15 protein-coding genes and 2 pseudogenes are annotated in these 16,640 nt (G+C 41.3%); 10 read left to right on the top strand and 7 right to left on the bottom strand.

Annotation, left to right across the window (positions count from 1 at the left end):
• Positions 1 to 405 precede the first annotated feature (405 nt).
• The 3 genes from CZ367_RS12450 to CZ367_RS12440 are packed head-to-tail and all read left to right on the top strand — an operon-like array spanning position 406 to position 4,746.
• Positions 406 to 1,509, top strand: coding sequence for a hypothetical protein (locus CZ367_RS12450; RefSeq protein WP_077197135.1), 1,104 nt, complete (start codon positions 406 to 408; stop codon positions 1,507 to 1,509).
• Positions 1,510 to 1,566: 57 nt separating this feature from the next.
• Positions 1,567 to 2,271 carry a hypothetical protein gene (locus CZ367_RS12445; protein WP_077197134.1) on the top strand — a complete coding sequence of 235 codons (705 nt, stop codon included), beginning with the start codon at positions 1,567 to 1,569 and terminating at the stop codon, positions 2,269 to 2,271.
• 60 nt (positions 2,272 to 2,331) lie between these two features.
• Positions 2,332 to 4,746 (top strand): TonB-dependent receptor, encoded by a 2,415-nt coding sequence (locus CZ367_RS12440; protein ID WP_237581723.1) that lies wholly within the window; start codon positions 2,332 to 2,334, stop codon positions 4,744 to 4,746.
• A gap of 70 nt (positions 4,747 to 4,816) precedes the next feature.
• On the opposite strand, the gene CZ367_RS15600 is transcribed toward CZ367_RS12440, so the two are convergent.
• From CZ367_RS15600 to CZ367_RS12410, 7 genes and pseudogenes are all read right to left on the bottom strand, one after another.
• Positions 4,817 to 4,960: a hypothetical protein gene (locus CZ367_RS15600; RefSeq protein ID WP_154669338.1), complete on the bottom strand. Its 144-nt coding sequence runs from the start codon at positions 4,958 to 4,960 to the stop codon at positions 4,817 to 4,819.
• Positions 4,930 to 5,418 (bottom strand): DUF4112 domain-containing protein, encoded by a 489-nt coding sequence (locus CZ367_RS12435; RefSeq protein ID WP_077197133.1) that lies wholly within the window; start codon positions 5,416 to 5,418, stop codon positions 4,930 to 4,932. Before CZ367_RS12435 ends, CZ367_RS15600 begins: the two co-directional genes overlap by 31 nt.
• Before the next feature lie 11 nt (positions 5,419 to 5,429).
• Positions 5,430 to 5,616: pseudogene (locus CZ367_RS14540) on the bottom strand (DUF5117 domain-containing protein); the annotation flags it as partial.
• A gap of 70 nt (positions 5,617 to 5,686) precedes the next feature.
• Positions 5,687 to 6,259 carry a Maf-like protein gene (locus CZ367_RS12425; RefSeq protein ID WP_077197459.1) on the bottom strand — a complete coding sequence of 191 codons (573 nt, stop codon included), beginning with the start codon at positions 6,257 to 6,259 and terminating at the stop codon, positions 5,687 to 5,689.
• A 16-nt stretch (positions 6,260 to 6,275) separates the two neighbouring features.
• Positions 6,276 to 6,794 (bottom strand): KdsC family phosphatase, encoded by a 519-nt coding sequence (locus tag CZ367_RS12420; RefSeq protein WP_077197132.1) that lies wholly within the window; start codon positions 6,792 to 6,794, stop codon positions 6,276 to 6,278.
• 33 nt (positions 6,795 to 6,827) lie between these two features.
• Positions 6,828 to 7,607: a Rossmann-like and DUF2520 domain-containing protein gene (locus CZ367_RS12415; protein ID WP_077197131.1), complete on the bottom strand. Its 780-nt coding sequence runs from the start codon at positions 7,605 to 7,607 to the stop codon at positions 6,828 to 6,830.
• Between the two features lie 200 nt (positions 7,608 to 7,807).
• Entirely contained in the window at positions 7,808 to 8,290 is a 483-nt protein-coding gene (locus tag CZ367_RS12410) for a hypothetical protein (RefSeq protein ID WP_077197130.1), read from the bottom strand.
• A gap of 1,041 nt (positions 8,291 to 9,331) precedes the next feature.
• On the opposite strand from CZ367_RS12410, the pseudogene CZ367_RS12405 reads away from it, so the two are divergent.
• The 7 genes and pseudogenes from CZ367_RS12405 to CZ367_RS12375 all read left to right on the top strand — a co-directional run.
• Positions 9,332 to 9,518, top strand: a pseudogene (locus CZ367_RS12405) (helix-turn-helix domain-containing protein); the annotation flags it as partial.
• A 100-nt stretch (positions 9,519 to 9,618) separates the two neighbouring features.
• Positions 9,619 to 9,831: a helix-turn-helix transcriptional regulator gene (locus CZ367_RS12400; RefSeq protein ID WP_019035566.1), complete on the top strand. Its 213-nt coding sequence runs from the start codon at positions 9,619 to 9,621 to the stop codon at positions 9,829 to 9,831.
• Between the two features lie 4 nt (positions 9,832 to 9,835).
• Complete coding sequence (locus CZ367_RS12395) at positions 9,836 to 10,207, top strand: DUF1016 N-terminal domain-containing protein (RefSeq protein ID WP_077197129.1); 372 nt, start codon at positions 9,836 to 9,838, stop codon at positions 10,205 to 10,207.
• Between the two features lie 77 nt (positions 10,208 to 10,284).
• The gene (gene dinD, locus CZ367_RS12390) at positions 10,285 to 11,154 is read left to right on the top strand and encodes a DNA damage-inducible protein D (protein WP_077197458.1); all 870 of its coding nucleotides are present in this window, start codon (positions 10,285 to 10,287) and stop codon (positions 11,152 to 11,154) included.
• Between the two features lie 86 nt (positions 11,155 to 11,240).
• Positions 11,241 to 12,356, top strand: coding sequence for a DNA (cytosine-5-)-methyltransferase (gene dcm, locus CZ367_RS12385; RefSeq protein WP_077197128.1), 1,116 nt, complete (start codon positions 11,241 to 11,243; stop codon positions 12,354 to 12,356).
• A 2-nt stretch (positions 12,357 to 12,358) separates the two neighbouring features.
• On the top strand, positions 12,359 to 14,242 hold the full coding sequence (locus CZ367_RS12380; RefSeq protein ID WP_237581721.1) for an McrB family protein: 1,884 nt from the start codon (positions 12,359 to 12,361) through the stop codon (positions 14,240 to 14,242).
• Positions 14,243 to 14,262: 20 nt separating this feature from the next.
• Entirely contained in the window at positions 14,263 to 16,635 is a 2,373-nt protein-coding gene (locus CZ367_RS12375; protein WP_077197127.1) for a DUF2357 domain-containing protein, read from the top strand.
• The last annotated feature ends 5 nt before the right edge of the window (positions 16,636 to 16,640 follow it).

Here is a 16,640-nt window from a genome sequence, read left to right as displayed (position 1 = left end):
GTTAGAACGATAACAAGACGCAAGGTATTCATTCGATAACAAGATGCTTTGTGTACTTGTTTTCTCGCTACAAATGAAATGATAGCTCTACCATTGTTGCAAGCATATATGTTTTAGAACTCGTCTATAAATTGCTGATAATCAATATATTGAAAAAGTAGATTAGCACAGATAATATAACACACTCAATTGTTCTATTATTCCTTATCCCCCATCTTCGCACTTATCCGTCAAACCTATTGTACTCACCTTATTATAACGCTATCTCTATTCACTATACCATCAGTTATAGGGTTTCCCCCACTCTGTTTTAGGCATTGTCCTTTGTAGGTTTGGGATTTTACTATTATATTTGCACTTAGAAAATTTGAAAAGCGTAAAAAACAATTTTAAAAGAATACAGCTATGAGAAGTCAATTTATAATGATTTGTGCAGCCGTTGCGGCAGCATTCGGACTTACATCTTGTGGAACCTATATGGAGATGGGTGGAGGTTATTCAAGCCCTGTTTATTCGTCTACAAGCGTCTACGATGATGGATATAGCTATGGCACAAGCTATAGTAGAAGCTATGGTTACAGCAGTATGGATTACAACCGCGCACGTCAACATGCTTTGTTCCTTTCGGACAAGATGGCTTACGAGTTAGGACTAAGTGAGGCTCAGTATGCCGCTATTTACGAAATCAACTTGGACTACCTGCTTAGTATGCAGGGCGAAAGTTCTATTTATGGCCCTTATTGGAGCAGACGAAATAGCGACATATTCTATGTTTTAGATGCACGCCAGTACAACTATTTTGTAAATATGGACTATTTCTATCGTCCTGTATATTGGTATCAAAACACTTATGCGTTTAGCATTTACAACCGATACGATACCCCAAACTACTACTATCGTCATCGCCCATCTATCTACGACACCTACAGGGGAGGGCGCAATCGTTGGCAAAACAGCTACTATGCAGGACGCTTTGGGGCTCGCACAGGTCAGCCAGTAGTAATAAACCGTGGTGGAAACTATAACAATGGCTATGGCAATGTACGCAATGGCGGTGCAGTTACGGGCAACAGAGGTGGAGCTCAGCCTAACCAATCATCGTTTGGCAATCAGCGCAGAAATGGTAGCGGTGCTTACTTTGACAGCAATGTGAACAACCGACCACAAAAGCCTAACAATAAGCCAAATGCCAACTTTGGTGTACTTAATAGAAACTCAAGAAGAAACGTAGGTAATACAACCATTCCTAATATGAATACCCAACGCGGACAACGCCCAAGCGGAAACAACTCATTTGGAGGCGACCCAAGAAACGGAAACACAATGCGCCCACAACGTTCTAACAACAGAGGAAACGGAGGATTTGGAAACATTCAGCGTCCACAGTCGCAGCCGCGCTTCAACAATGCGCCAAGCTCGTTTGGCTCAGGTAGCTCTCGCCCAGCTCCAGCACCTACTCAACGCCCAACAGCACCTCAAAACTCAGGCTCGTTTGGTGGACACAGATAAGCAAAAAGTATTGAAAAAAAGATTATAAAAATATTGATAAGGTAGATAAAAGACCAGATGCGAATTACACACATTTCACGCTACAAAGTAGCAAAAGTGATGGTAAGAGGATTTTTTCACGCCTTCATAACGGGGCAGAAAGATGCTTTGTACCCGGGAGTAAAGAGTGTTGAACCCAAAATCTATAAACAGATAACAGCCGACAACTACGAAACGTTGTCGGCTCGTTTTGTTTCTACGCTCTTCCCTATCCTTATCCGATTAAACTTTACCGACCCCGAAGCCGTGGCAGAAGACATGAAGGCGCGCCACTTCTCTAACACCACATCGCCTAAACTATTGCTTCGATATGCTTGTGCTTCAAAGTCGCTATACGATGAGGTAATAGCTGAATATCAAGCACAGATGAGCTCCTTGCTTCAAGGTAAACTTCAACCCATAGACGAGTTCTTTTCAGCCTATAAAGAGGACGAAGAAATGCTCGACAAGGTAGATGTTCCATTGGCGATAAGATCGATGGTGAGAGTGCAAATGTTGGCTTACAGCTCAGGAATGATGGCTGCTAAGACAGACATAAAAAGCCTTTTTCAAGCCTCTATTTACAAACTGATGATTTATGGAATGATGGCACTTATGAGTGACGAGGTAGTAGAACTTGAGGGCGACAATTTGGAAATGATTTTCAGAAAAGTATCGCAAAACTCTGAAAACTTTGAGTTGCTAATGAACGAGATGACTCAAGCTTATCAAGACCTTGTGTAGCATTTCTCCTCTAAATCATTATTTGCCACTTCATAAGATTATCCTCAACATAAAGCAATAATGCGGAAAGAACTGCGTTATATCAGTATGTTAAGCAAAAAGGAATATCATTTATTCATTATAACACTGTTTTTGCTCACTGCAAATTCAGTTTTCGGGCAGTCGTTCACCCTCCAAGGCAAGGTTTCTGATAAAGATGGCAACCCTGTGGAGTTGGCTTCTATTATGGTTGTAGAGCAAGGAAAGATGACAATGAGCAACCTTAAAGGCGAGTTCTCTATGCAGTTGCAGAGTGCCGACTCGGTTAAGGTAAGGTTCTCAATGGTGGGTTATAAAACCAAAACTCGTGTTCTGCGTCGCCCACAAGGCAAGCAAACACTGCAAATTCAGCTTGCCGATGACAACGAACTACAAGAAGTAGTGGTTCAAGGCAAGACGCCACAGCACGGCACAACCGAAGAAGTGAAGATAGACAAGATAAAGAGCACGCCTTCGGCATCGGGCAATGCGGTGGAAGAAATGATACAAACACAAGCAGGTGTGTCTACCCACAACGAGCTTTCGTCACAATATAATGTGCGTGGAGGTACATTTGACGAAAACTCGGTGTATATTAATAATGTAGAGGTTTATCGCCCTTTCCTTGTTCGCAGCGGACAACAAGAGGGACTTTCTGTTATCAATGCCGATATGGTAGACCACGTGGGCTTCTCAACAGGTGGTTTTGAAGCCAAGTATGGTGACAAGATGAGCTCGGCATTGGACATTGTTTACAAGCGTCCTACACGTACCGAGGGTTCTATATCGCTGTCAATGCTTGGCGCAAGTGGATATTTCGGCTTGTCTACTAAGAAATTTACGTGGACAAATGGACTCCGCTACAAAACAAACAAGTATCTCTTGGGTTCGTTAGAGACAAAGGGCGAATACAAACCTTCATTCCTTGATTACCAAACATACCTTTCTTGGCAGCCTTCAAAACGTTGGCAGATTGATTTTATTGGTAACATTTCCGACAATCATTACGACTTCGAACCTGAAGACCGTGAAACTAAGTTTGGTACAATGCAGAATGTGAAGTCGTTCAAGGTCTATTTCGATGGTAAGGAAAAAGACCTTTTTCGCACTTTCTTTGGTACGTTTAGCATTACCAACCATCTGACAAAGAATACCGATATTTCGCTTATCGCATCGGCTTTCTCAACCAAAGAGCAACAACGCTACGACATACAAGGTCAGTATTGGCTTACCCAAACCGAAACATCGGAAAATCTTGGTGTGGGCACCTATATGCAGCACTCGCGCGACTACTTGAAAGCCAATGTGCAAAGCGTAAAACTGATGGCGAAGCATCGTGCAGGTAAGCACAATATAGAGGGAGGTTTGACCTACAAGTTTGAGAAGATTAAAGAAAATTCGGCTGAATACGAGTATCGTGACTCAGCAGGTTACAACGTTCCTTATACAGGCAAAGACCTCAATATGATTTATGCCCTTCGTGCTCAAAACGATTTGAATGCAAAACGATTTGAGACTTATTTGCAAGATACGTGGCGTTTCCAGTCGCACGATTCTATACCTACGCTCTATACACTCACCTATGGTGTGCGCTATGCGCATTGGAGTTTCAATAAGGAAAGCATCGTCTCGCCTCGTGCATCGCTCAATATTGTACCTGGTTGGAATAGAAATCTCTCGTTCAGAGTGGCAGCAGGTCTTTATTACCAAGCTCCATTCTACAAGGAATTACGTGATACCATTACACAGAATGGCATAACCTATGCACTGCTCAATCAGCATACCAAGTCGCAGCGTTCTATACACGCTTTGGCATCAATGACCTATCGTTTCAATATGATGGGACGTCCTTTCAAGTTTACAGCCGAAATGTATTATAAGGCTTTGTCTCGACTTGTTCCCTATACGGTTGACAACGTTAAGATTACATACTTTGGCGATAAACAAACTTCGGGTCAGGCTATGGGTCTCGACTTAAAGCTCTTTGGCGAGTTTGTTCCTGGTGCTGATTCGTGGTTGACACTAAGTATAATGAACGCACGTATGAAACTAAATGGTAAAAATATGCCTCTACCTACCGACCAACGCTTTGCGCTCAACCTCTTCTTTACCGACTATTTCCCTGGTTCTACGAAGTGGCAGATGTCGTTAAAACTTGCTTACGCAGATGGTTTGCCATTCTCTGCACCTCATAAAGAATTAGAACGCAATCCGTTCCGTGCACCTGCTTACAAGCGTGTAGACCTCGGAATGAATTACCGACTATATGATAATAGTGAAAGAACTAAACGTTCTATATTCAGAAATGTATGGTTGGGGCTTGATTGTCTGAATCTTTTGGGTATCAGCAACGTAAACTCGTATTACTGGATTACAGATATTTCGGGACAGCAATATGCAGTGCCAAACTATCTTACAGGACGTCAATTCAATGGTAAGGTAACAGTAGAATTTTAATCGATAGAAAGATAAACTGTGTTTTTATAAAGATGCGGAACTTCTCCCCTATTTCGTTGTCACATAGACTTTAAACCAGATCTCGGTCATTAGACCAGTCAGACCAGTCGGACGTGTCAGACCAATCGGACTTGTCTGACAAGTCCGACTGGTCTAACGACTGATTGGGGTTAAATAATGTATCTATACAAAGCCAATAAGTGATAAAATCCACTGTGTTAATGCCACCAATGACCACAGCAAAGCCACTATTGACAACAAAAAGACAACGATAAACACACCACTCTGTATGGCTTTGCGATTGACAGCTCGGATTACAGACTCGTCGCCTTGAACAAAACCACGCACAAGTTGCATATTCTGGCGGTTGGCACGATGAAAAAAGTCGATAACATCTCCAACATAGAAGGGTATTAAGCCCAATACTACATCACGCAAAGCATTATTGAGCACAGCCAAAGTTAAGGGAATACTCTTTATTTTGACAAAAGCAAACCATACATAAATCATTGAAAAAACTGCTGAAATGATGTCGCCAATGCCGTAAGGAATGAGGCCTATCACACCATCTATATAGTATTCGTCCATTAGGGTTTGCACTTGTTCCATCTTTCGATAAATGGTGCTCTTCTCTAACTTCTCACGCAATAAGGCTCGTTTTTCTTCTTTCATACACTAAAAAATAAGGGATTTTGGGGTAAAAGAACGATGCTTGTGTTCAATCCGATGGTCACTACACCCGTGTAAGCTGCAGGTGTCTTTGCCGAAGGTGCAGCATAGGTGCGTGTTGTAGCTATTTCAAGGTTGATAGGGGTAATCCTTTAGCGTGTCTATAAACGTTCTATCAGCTTGCAATCCACCCAATTTCAGCTACTTAGTATTCGGACTGGTCGGACAAGTCTGACTAATCTATTTTATCTGAATGATTTCATAATCTTTTTTAAGAGATGGCTTTTAATTCTTCCCAAATGCGTTGCACAGGTAGTCCCATCACATTAAAATAACTTCCTTCCAACGAGGTTACGCCTACATACCCTATCCATTCTTGAATGCCGTATGCACCTGCTTTATCGAAAGGCTTATAGTTTTTGATGTAATAACTTATTTCCTCATCGCTCAACTGCTTAAAGGTAACATCTGTTGAGACCGAAAAACTGCGTTGAAAGGTGGTTGTTGTAAGGCTCACACCCGTAACTACTTGATGTTTCCTACCACTTATCTTTTGCAACATCGTGCGTGCTTCCTCCTCCGAGTGTGGTTTCCCAAGTATCTCACTATCAACTATCACCACCGTGTCTGCCGTTATCACCAATTCATCATTGGCTATCAGCCCTTTATACGCTTTAGCCTTTTGTTTGCTAAGATATTCAGCCACCTCCATTGGGGCAATGCTTTCGGGGAAATCTTCTGCCACATCGGGCAACACACGTACTTCGAAAGCAAGGTTTAATCCGCCCAAGAGATCCTTTCTACGTGGCGAATTGCTTGCCAAAATTATCTTATAACTTGTCATATTATATGTTTTCATCTTACCACCCAAATGCTTTGCCGTCTTGCATCCACTTGCCTTGCGCTCGCAACACCTGTTCGATAATATCACGAGCCACACCTTGTCCTCCGTCCACATCGCTCACATAAGCCGCAATAGCCTTAATATCCGCACACGCATCTTTAGGACAGCAAGGGCAACCTGCACGCTTCATAATCTGAAAATCAGGAATATCATCACCCACATAGATAATTTCGTCCTCTTTAAGGTTGTACTTTGCAAGATACTCCTCCCACGTTTTTATCTTCATAGCACAATTGAGATACACATCTTTCACGCCCAAATACTCGTATCTTAGGCGAATTTCTTCGTTCCTTCCGCCCGTCATAATGGCAATGTGAAGCCCTAATTTCTGTGCCAACTGTATGGCATATCCGTCCTTAATATTGATTGTGCGGATAGGGTCGCCGTCCTTTCCCATTCCTATGGTCGAACACGAAAGCACTCCATCTACATCAAAGACAATGGCTTTGATGCTGTTTAAATCATAATTTATCATCGTTTTTTCTTTTCGTTATAATGTCTATATATATTATAGGTGGTCTTCTGCAAACCTATGAATATCCTTTGAAAGCAATTCGTACAACTCTTGCCCCATTTCGTCTGTGTCCATAAGCTCTTTTTGCATTGCAATAACGTTTTCATCATACCGCACTGCAGGACCTGTTTGTGCCTTTTGTGGATGTATATGGTGCACTTTCCTACGAGTTTCGTCAATGAGCGGATACAACACATCAAAAGGAAGATTGCGTTCTGCCAACACCTTAGCCGCCCTATTGTAACAATGGTTCACAAAGTTACAGCTCCAAACAGCCGCCAAGTGTATATATTTTCTATCCGCTGAGGTTATTGTCCGCACGTTGTCCGAGATGCTCTGCCCTATTTCCATCATTGCCTGCATTGCCTTTTCGTCACGTCCCTCTATGAAGATAGGGATTTCACGGAAGTCGACCTCAGCAGTTTTAGAAAATGTTTGCAACGGATAGAACACCCCACAATGAGCCAATACAGCAGGAAAAATACTCAATGGCATCGACCCCGCTGTATGTAGAAATATCTTCTTAGGATATTTTTTACCCAATTCTTCAACTAAAATGGGCAAAACACTATCTTTTACAGCAAATATATATACATCAGCCCCATCGTTTACCCACTCTATATGAGTAATAGGTTGAGCTTCAAGCATTGTCGCTAAAACTTTAGCCGACTGCTCTGTACGACTAAATACTTGAACTACCTCATATCTACTCGCTTTCAATGCTTTTCCTAAACACGTTGCTAAGTTTCCAGCACCTATAATTGTAATTTTCATTGCTTACAAAATTAGCAATTAAAAGACAAAAAAACATTCAAAACCCCTCATATTTTAGTTGCAATTATGTTTCTTTACATTTATTGACGCAATAAATTTCAGATTTATAACCCAAAAATATAGGTTTATGTTGTAAATTTGCATCTTCTTTAGAGAAGAAAGACTATTAATCAGCCGAAGCCCAAAATTATATGTTAGTTTTATTCAGTTATCTGAATACAATAAGGTAAAGGCTTTTGCAGCTCCATAAAGGTAAGTGTAGGTTGGTCGTCTTTTACACAGATAAGTGTACCTGAGTCCGACTTAACGCTCTTTCCCATATCATACCCCATCTTTTTGGCTTGTGCCTTAATACCCTCAAATGCTGTACGATTAAACACATAGATATAAAGCGTTTTACCATTTTCGGCTATCATCAATAGGCTCGATGTACCTTGCTTAAACGCTGTAGGGAGAAAGTCTTTGGTCAAGTCCATATTCTTCACCCAGTTGTGGTCTTTGCCATAGCTGTCTGCCGATACACCTTTATATATATAGCCACGAGCAGTAAGCAGTTTCTTAGTAGCTTCGGCATTGTTCTTTTGGAACAATTCTATTGCTTCTTTTACACTAATAACATCCGACTGTGCACGTGCTGAAAACGACACAGCTATAACAAGAAGTAATAAGAGGTATCTTTTCATTCTAAATTAGTTTTGTTTGTATGTAGCCACAAAGTTAATTATTTTTTTCGATTATCCATACAGTGCGCCCCTATTTTTATCCATTTAGCCAACTACACACCCTACATCATCACTGCTCATCATTACGTTTACCACCTTTTTAAAAAACTATAGTTCCCCTTGGTAATCTACGCTTTATGCACATCTTTATTAAGGCTGATTCTATAAATTAGCTTTGTTAGATTTTGAGCTTATTTTTGAGGTCAAAATGCAAGAGCGTGAAGGAGTGTAGCGAGCTACACGACTGAACGAACTTACATTTTGAACCCAAAAGAAGCCAAAAGATAACAAAACGTATTTCATAAAAATTTAATGACTATATGCGGTGGTAATTTATAGAACCAGCCTTAACTTACAATTCGTTCTTTTTATCAAGAAGTTAGAGGATTTAAAGAGAGTTAAACCCAAATATTTGTAGGGTAACGTAGGGGCTCGATTCATCGAGTTCCGAATAACAACTTGTGCTGAGCGGAACTCGATACGTGCTGATGAGCTTGCGAATAAATCGATCCCCTACCCCCTACCCCTAAGACATTTGGGTTTAAATCTCTTTAACTCCCTCTAACTCCACTCAACTCCCTCTAACTCCTAAAAAGAGCAGCTTGGTAATTATTACGAAGCCAAGTGCGGAATATATCCAAGTAGAAAAATAGAACAATATCATTTATCCCCATAATGCTTTAGCAGAGCTTTTATAACCTATTGATTATAAAGAATTTACAAACCCTTTGTAAAACATATATCTTTCACCCTCCAAAACATATATGTTTTACCCTCCCAAAGTTCAACTTTGACACCGCCAAACATATATGTTTTGCAGCCCAAAGATAGATGTATTATTTCTCATTCGCCCATAGTTCGCAAAACGAACAATAATATGAGCTACAAAACCCATTACCTTTTATCGTCATAACCTCAGGTAGTTTTTACTCTTTTTATGCAAGCCTCCCCCCTTTTTTATATTTTGAAAATTAAACATTTTGTAGTAATTTAGTACCCTAAATAGGGAAAGGTGGAAAACTCGGACGCAAGGTAGGCTCTGTAAAAAACGGAAGAACCGATAAAAGCCGAATATAGGGAAGTAATAAGCCTGCTCCGTAAAGGCTATTCCATAAGGGATGTGGCGAAGTTGTGTAGTAAAGGGGTTAGTACCGTACAACGAGTGAAATGTAGGCTTAACTTGTGGTGAGTATTTTTCATCAAGTTGCTAAATAAGCGTAAACATTACTGCGGTTATGCGGAAATGTAAAGTATTATAATTACCTTTGCATTCAAATTCGCATCTGAATATGGCAAATAAAGAATTAAACAGGCTAAAAGTTGTTCTTGCTGAAAAAAAGAAAACGAACAAATGGCTTGGTGAACAACTGGGAAAGGACAAAACAACCATATCAAAATGGTGTACCAATACTTGTCAACCAGATTTGGGTAATCTTATGAAGATAGCCAAACTGCTTGAGGTAGAAGTGACTGACCTTCTTAGGGAAGACAATATAGACTGATAAAATGACAACAGACAATAAAGACAACAAACTCTCATTAGGGAGTAGCGGTTATGCCGAGATACTGCGACATACTGTCGCAGTAATTGAGCACGCACGGACGGAGATAGCCCGACATGTCAATGGCTATGTTTCTACTGCCTATTGGGAGATTGGTCAAATGCTTCATGAGCGCAAGATTGAAAGTGGGTATGGTGATAGTGTAGTAAAAAGACTGTCTGCAGACCTGAAAGAACGCTATCCAAAGATGGGCGTTTCACCGCGCCAACTTTGGAACATGAAGAAATTTTACGAGCGTTACGTTGGGCATAATGAAAAAGTGCTACGCTCCGTAGCACTTTTGCCGTGGTCGCACAATCTGCTATTTATCAGTTGATAGTACCGAAAGAGAAGTTACAGAAAGTCCTTGCTGACGAGATAAAGGCGGTTAGTGAGGAAAAGAAATATTATAACATGGACATTCAAAGAATAAATCAGCATACATCCGCTTTCAACGAGATAACGCATTACATTGAGAGCGATAATGGCAAAGAAAAGGTTGAAGTATGGTTTGCACGCGAGCTTCAGTCTGTTCTTGGCTATGCACGTTGGGAGAATTTTACTATAGCTATAGGCCGAGCAGTCGAATCATGTAAATCACAGAATATCAATGTGAATGATCATTTTCGTGAGGTCACGAAAATGATAAGCTTGGCAAAAGGTGCTAAGCGTGAAGTCAAGGACTATATGCTTACTCGCTTTGCCTGCTATCTCATAACCCAGAATGGTGATCCAAAGAAAGAAGAAATAGCATTTGCACAAGGTTATTTTGCATTACAGACAAGGCGGGCTGAACTTATAGCTGAGCATTTGCAGCAAGTGTCACGTCTGGAAACACGCGATCGACTACGTGCTTCAGAAAAACAATTGTCTCGCAACATTTATGAGCGTGGTGTTGATGACCGTGGATTTGGTCGTATACGTTCAAAAGGTGACACGGCTTTGTTTGGCGGACATACCACCGAAGATATGAAACTTCGCCTCGGCATCAAGTCAACACGTCCGTTGGCTGACTTTCTTCCTACGCTGACCATTGCTGCAAAAAACCTCGCAACAGAAATGACAAATTACAATGTGGAGAAGAAGGACCTTTATGGTGAACAGAGCATTACTGCCGAACACATTCAGAACAATGTCAGCGTAAGGCAGATGCTGGGGCAACGAGGCATAAAACCCGAAAACCTTCCTCCCGCTGAGGACATCAAGAAAGTGGAACGCAGAGTGGCAAGCAACGAGAAGAAAATAGAAAAGACTTCAAACAAATTGCCAAAGAAGGTAGAATAATATTGAACACTTACTGACGAGATTAAGGCGGTTAGTGAGGATTTCTCTTTTTATTAGTGAGAGATTAAGGTTGAATTAAGAATAATATGACAAAGAAAACGACATATACATTTATTGATTTATTTGCTGGCATTGGAGGGTTTCATCAAGCGATGCACTCTGTCGGCATGAAGTGCGTATTTGCAAGCGAATGGGACAAAAATGCTCGTATTTCGTATGAAGCTAATTATAAAGACATTGCCCCGAATCTTTTTGAGAACAACAACTATTATTTTAATGAAAACATAACAAAGCAAAATCCTACCGAAATACCTCCATTTGATATTTGTTGTGGTGGATTTCCGTGTCAACCTTTTTCTATAGCAGGACTTAGACGAGGCTTCGAAGATACAAGAGGTACGTTATTTTTTAATATTGCCAATATTGTAAAACAAAAGATTAGTATTGGTTGCCCGCCCAAGGTGTTGTTCCTTGAAAATGTTAAAGGATTAAAAACACACATGAAAGGGGAAACTTTAAAAACAATTCTTGCTACGCTGGAAGAGTTGGGGTATGCTTATAGTTTTGAAGTTCTAAACGCCAAATACTTTGGTGTACCACAAAATAGAGAGCGTTTGTTCATTATTGCTTGGTACAAAGACCTCGTAAAGGCAAGTACGTTCAAATTTCCATATGGAATAGATATGAATGGAAATACGATTTACGATAAGACTAAAGATTTAAGCGATAGGGTTATAAAGACTAAAGTTTCTGACATCTTTGAACCAGAAGATACTATTGATGCATATTATACTATAAGCGACAGACTATGGGAAGGACATCAAAGAAGAAAGGAAAGGAACAAAGCCAATGGTAAGGGCTTTGGCTATAGCCTTTTTAATTCAGAAAGTGTATATTGCAGTACTATTTCTGCTCGTTATTGGAAAGATGGAAGTGAGATTCTGATAGACCAATCAGATAAAGGATTGAACCCTCGGCGTCTTACACCTGTGGAAGCCGGAAGATTACAGGGATATAGAATTATTGGCAATGGCTGGCAACATCCTGAGTGTGCAGGGAATGCAAATTATAATACTAGTAACCAAGAATACAAAATAGTGGTTTCAAGAAAAGAAGCATATCATCAATTCGGGAATAGTGTTGCTTTGCCAGTAATAAAACGATTGGCTAAAGAGATTGTAGCACAATTATTAAATGAATAAAAATGGAAGAATTAAGAAATCTACAACAAATATATAGTCTTGCCGCTGGTAAATTCAATCAGTATGACGGCAATGACTTTATATTGCCACTCACTTTTAAAGAACAGGTCAAAGAAATTAATGGTAACTCTGTTACATATAATAATTATTCTGCTATCATCCAAACCAAAGGATATCAACGAGGGTTTCTAAATATATTTTTGCCTAATCAATGGTTCTATATGGCATCATACTTTACAGATTTCTATAATGAACTGATTAGATACAAAAAGTATGCACTTAAAGTTGCCACAAAAGAACGCTTAAAAGTTTTGGATAAAGGTAGTCTTTCAGTTGAAGAGGAAAACTCACTACAATCGCTTGATTTGAATGACACATCTAAAAACAATTTGAGACATTTCATCACTGATTATAATTGGTGGCATGGTGCAAAAACCATAGACAGAGGTGATTTCTATGTTTCTCCGATATTAGCTTGTGCCTGTTTGGTTAATGCCTCTCAATCATATGTCGTAGATTTGTGCGTTTTCCTAGCAGACAAGCAAAATTTAGTTAGAATAATAATTGAGGGTGTTGATAAAATTGCCATAAACAAATCAAAATCATCGAATCAACATCATTCAACCTATACCTCTTTCCTCACCGCCCTCCGTACCAAACCATTTATGCTTCTTGCCGGTATCAGCGGTACTGGCAAAAGCCGCATTGTGCGTAAGTTGGCACAGGCCACAGTTACAGAGGAGTTGCAAAGAGCAAATGGTTATACGGGCGAAGACTTTGCCAATGACCGTTGGACGTTACACTCGCCTGCCAATTTTGAACTGATACAAGTGAAGCCGAACTGGCACAACTCGATGGACGTAATCGGTTATTTATCGAACATTCCAAGTCCGCACTATGTATTCACTCCATTTATTGAGTTTATCGTTAAGGCATGGCAGCATCCCGAAGTGCCGTTCTTTTTGTGTCTCGATGAAATGAACCTTGCTCCAGTGGAGGAATACTTTGCCGAGTTTCTAAGTGCCATTGAGAGTCGCAGCTTTGAGGGTGAAGAGTACTTGACCGACCCAATCATCAAGCCATTTAACTCGTTTGGAGAAGAAGTGGCGAAAAAGATGGTAAACACGTTGTTCCCGAACTTCACGGCTGCCGACAAAAATTCTTTCTTAGGAAAGGTTGTTGACCATCTTGAAACGAAAGGTCTGACCTTGCCCAAGAACCTCATTGTAATAGGTACTGTGAACATGGACGAGACAACCTTCTCTTTCTCACGCAAGGTGCTCGACAGAGCCATGTCGGTAGAAATGAACGAGGTGAACTACGACAGTTTTCTTACCGACACAACAGACGATGACTTTAAAGCGATTGTACAGGCATTTGAGGAAAATGGTGATGCCGACTTGAACGCCCTACTTGTAGATCGTCACATTGAAGCAAGGGAAATAATAGACGAACTGGGCGATGATGCAAAGTTTGCCATAGACTATCTGAAGCGCATCAATGCCTTGCTTGAAGGCACACCTTTCAAGTTGGGCTATCGTGCCGCTAATGAAGCGCTGATATATCTGCAAGCATCGTATGAATTCGGACAGACTGACCGCATAGCTGCGCTTGACAACTTTACGCTGATGAAAATTCTCTCACGCATAGAGGGCGATGAAACGAAACTGAAAATCACCAATTCGGAAGCAGACAAGGAACGCATAGCCAAAGCAGAGGTGAATGTGGATGAAGCCAAGCAATATGGCGACTTGAACATACTTACCGCCTTGCGCCACATCATCACAAATCAGTTGGGAGAACAAGACAAGCTACATTCCGTCAAAAAGATAGACAGTATGCTCAGCCAACTGAAGCGTGACCATTTTGTTTCTTTCTGGAACTAAACATTCATGCTCACAAAAGTATGGCAAGTGTATTCAACTTTGAAGTGACAAACGAGGACTTGCTTGTAAGGTTCTCTTGTCCTAATCATGAACGGAGAATAGCCGAAACCATCCGCAATCTCTGTATCGACACCGTCAATACTGACAGTGACGCAAAGTTGTTGTGCCGCTACACATCGGAAACACAGCATGTCAAGTTTTCTTTTGACGGATACGCACAGGAAGGAAATGACATTCGCCATGAAGCCGTATTCTTCGAGAATACAGAATATCCACTTATTGTGCGTGGTAAGGGCAAGAACTTAGAAAAATTGTCACTTGCTATCAACGACCATCTGCGCACCGATGGTAAGGACAAAAGCACCATTATCAGCACAGGCGATGAACTGTATGGGTCGCTGAACTTTCACAACCAAGTGGGTATGACAGACTTCTGCATCACCTACAAAGTGAAAGGGGAAGAACAATCCAAGGAATTGAAGTTCATGACTGAGGTTTTGAGCTATAAACTTGACTACCGCTCAGACTTGAAGACAATCATCTCTGACATAGAGCATGAGTATGCTATGCTGAGTACATCGTTTCTGAAGGATACTTATCTCAGTATGCGTCAAGGCACAGGTGAAAGCAATCCGTTGATATGGTGGCAGATATTCAAGTCGTGCTATGCCGACATCATGGAGGCTGCACGCCAAATCGTTGACCGTCCCAAACAGCGTTTGCGCTCCGTAGCTAAGTATGAGAGAGCGGAACGCATGACACATATTCCAAGAGAACTGGAAAACGAATACCAGATGCATAAGGACAATCCTGCCCATTTGTACCGCACTGAGGAACTGACACTGAGCCATGACACAATAGAAAATCGTTTCTTGAAATATGCCATTCGGGAAATGAGACACCGCTTTGCCGTGGTGAAGGAACACATCATGACCGCCATGCACCTTGACGACCCGAAGCGCATAGACACTTCGCTTGAAGACATGGAGAACGAGCTGATGCAACTCTCGAACAATGCTTTTTTCCGTGGCATAGGACAGTTCAAGGGGTTTACGCAAGATAACCTCATTATGAAGCAAGCCCAAGGTTACAAAACCATCATGGAGAAATGGGTGGAACTGCAACAGGGCTACGAATTAGAGGATGGCTTGCGCAAACTGGAAGTGAAGGACATTTGCGACCTGTATGAGATATGGTGCTTTATCAAAGTGAAGAACATTGTGCAGGATGTGATGAAGGAATTGTGCAAGGATGCCAAGCCAAAGGTGAACGGTAGAGACATTAGCAACGACTTTATTCCGCAACTCGTATATGGCGGTTCGGTGAGTTTCATCAACCGAGACGGCATTGAATTGGCAAGTGTATGCTACAATGCCGAGGTGCATAAAGACAAATCCCTTTCAGCCATAAGCGGAACAAACACCATGACGACTGTGCAGCGTCCTGACATTGTGCTGAGACTGAGCAAGCAAGCGGAAGGTAACATGAAGTTCACCTACCTGTTTGATGCCAAATACCGAATAGCCGACACGGATGAGAACGGCTGCAGATATGACAGCCGTTATGATGTGCCACCAGCTGATGCCATTGACCAGATGCATCGTTACCGTGATGCCATATACTACACGGAAGAAGGACGTGACCACGAACACTTAAAGAAAGAAATCATAGCTGGTTATGTGCTGTTTCCTGGTCGCATACCGTTGGAGGCACTTGACACAGAGAATGGTGACTATTACTATCAGCAGTCTAACCGCTTGATTGGGATTGGTGCATTCCCCTTGCGCCCCGACCAAGAGCAGCATGCTGGGGACGGAAGCATCATCATAAATGCTAACAATTCGGAGCAAGCCTTGCGCCTACAGATTCGCCATTGGCTTGAGGATGACAGCGGACGGGAACGGTTGTTGGAAGAAAGCATACCTCAAAAGGGGTTGGAATACTCGGATGAGCCAGTTAATAAAGGTACATTCTACATTGCATCAGTAGATAGCCATGTGAATGCCGCCAAGGAACTGGTGCTGAATGGTCAAAGCAAAATCTTCTTCTCTGGCTATAAATCCATTCTGTCTGGTGTTGATTTCCAAAAGATAAAATACTTTGCGCCTGTGGATAACCACTTGGTAAAAGGATATTATCAGGTGCTCTCGGTGGAAGCGATGGATATGAGTGAAGTCTTAGCGAAAGAAAAGGCGGAGGCAAAAGGGCAAGCCAAGAACTATAAAGGTTATGACAAGCCAATCCGCATTTGCTTGAAATTAGGCAAATACACTTTGCTGTCCACACCTTTTGTCTACGGACTTGACAGTAATGCGTCTAAAGGTATTGCTATGACAAGGAAAGAGTTTAAGGAATATTGCAAAAGAACAAAAGTTTTGGATAATCAATTCTAATATTG

This window comes from Prevotella ihumii (assembly GCF_900155655.1).
Lineage (GTDB): Bacteria > Bacteroidota > Bacteroidia > Bacteroidales > Bacteroidaceae > Prevotella > Prevotella ihumii.
Note: the sequence above shows the minus strand (reverse complement) of the source record. Positions and strands in the feature narration are given on the sequence as shown.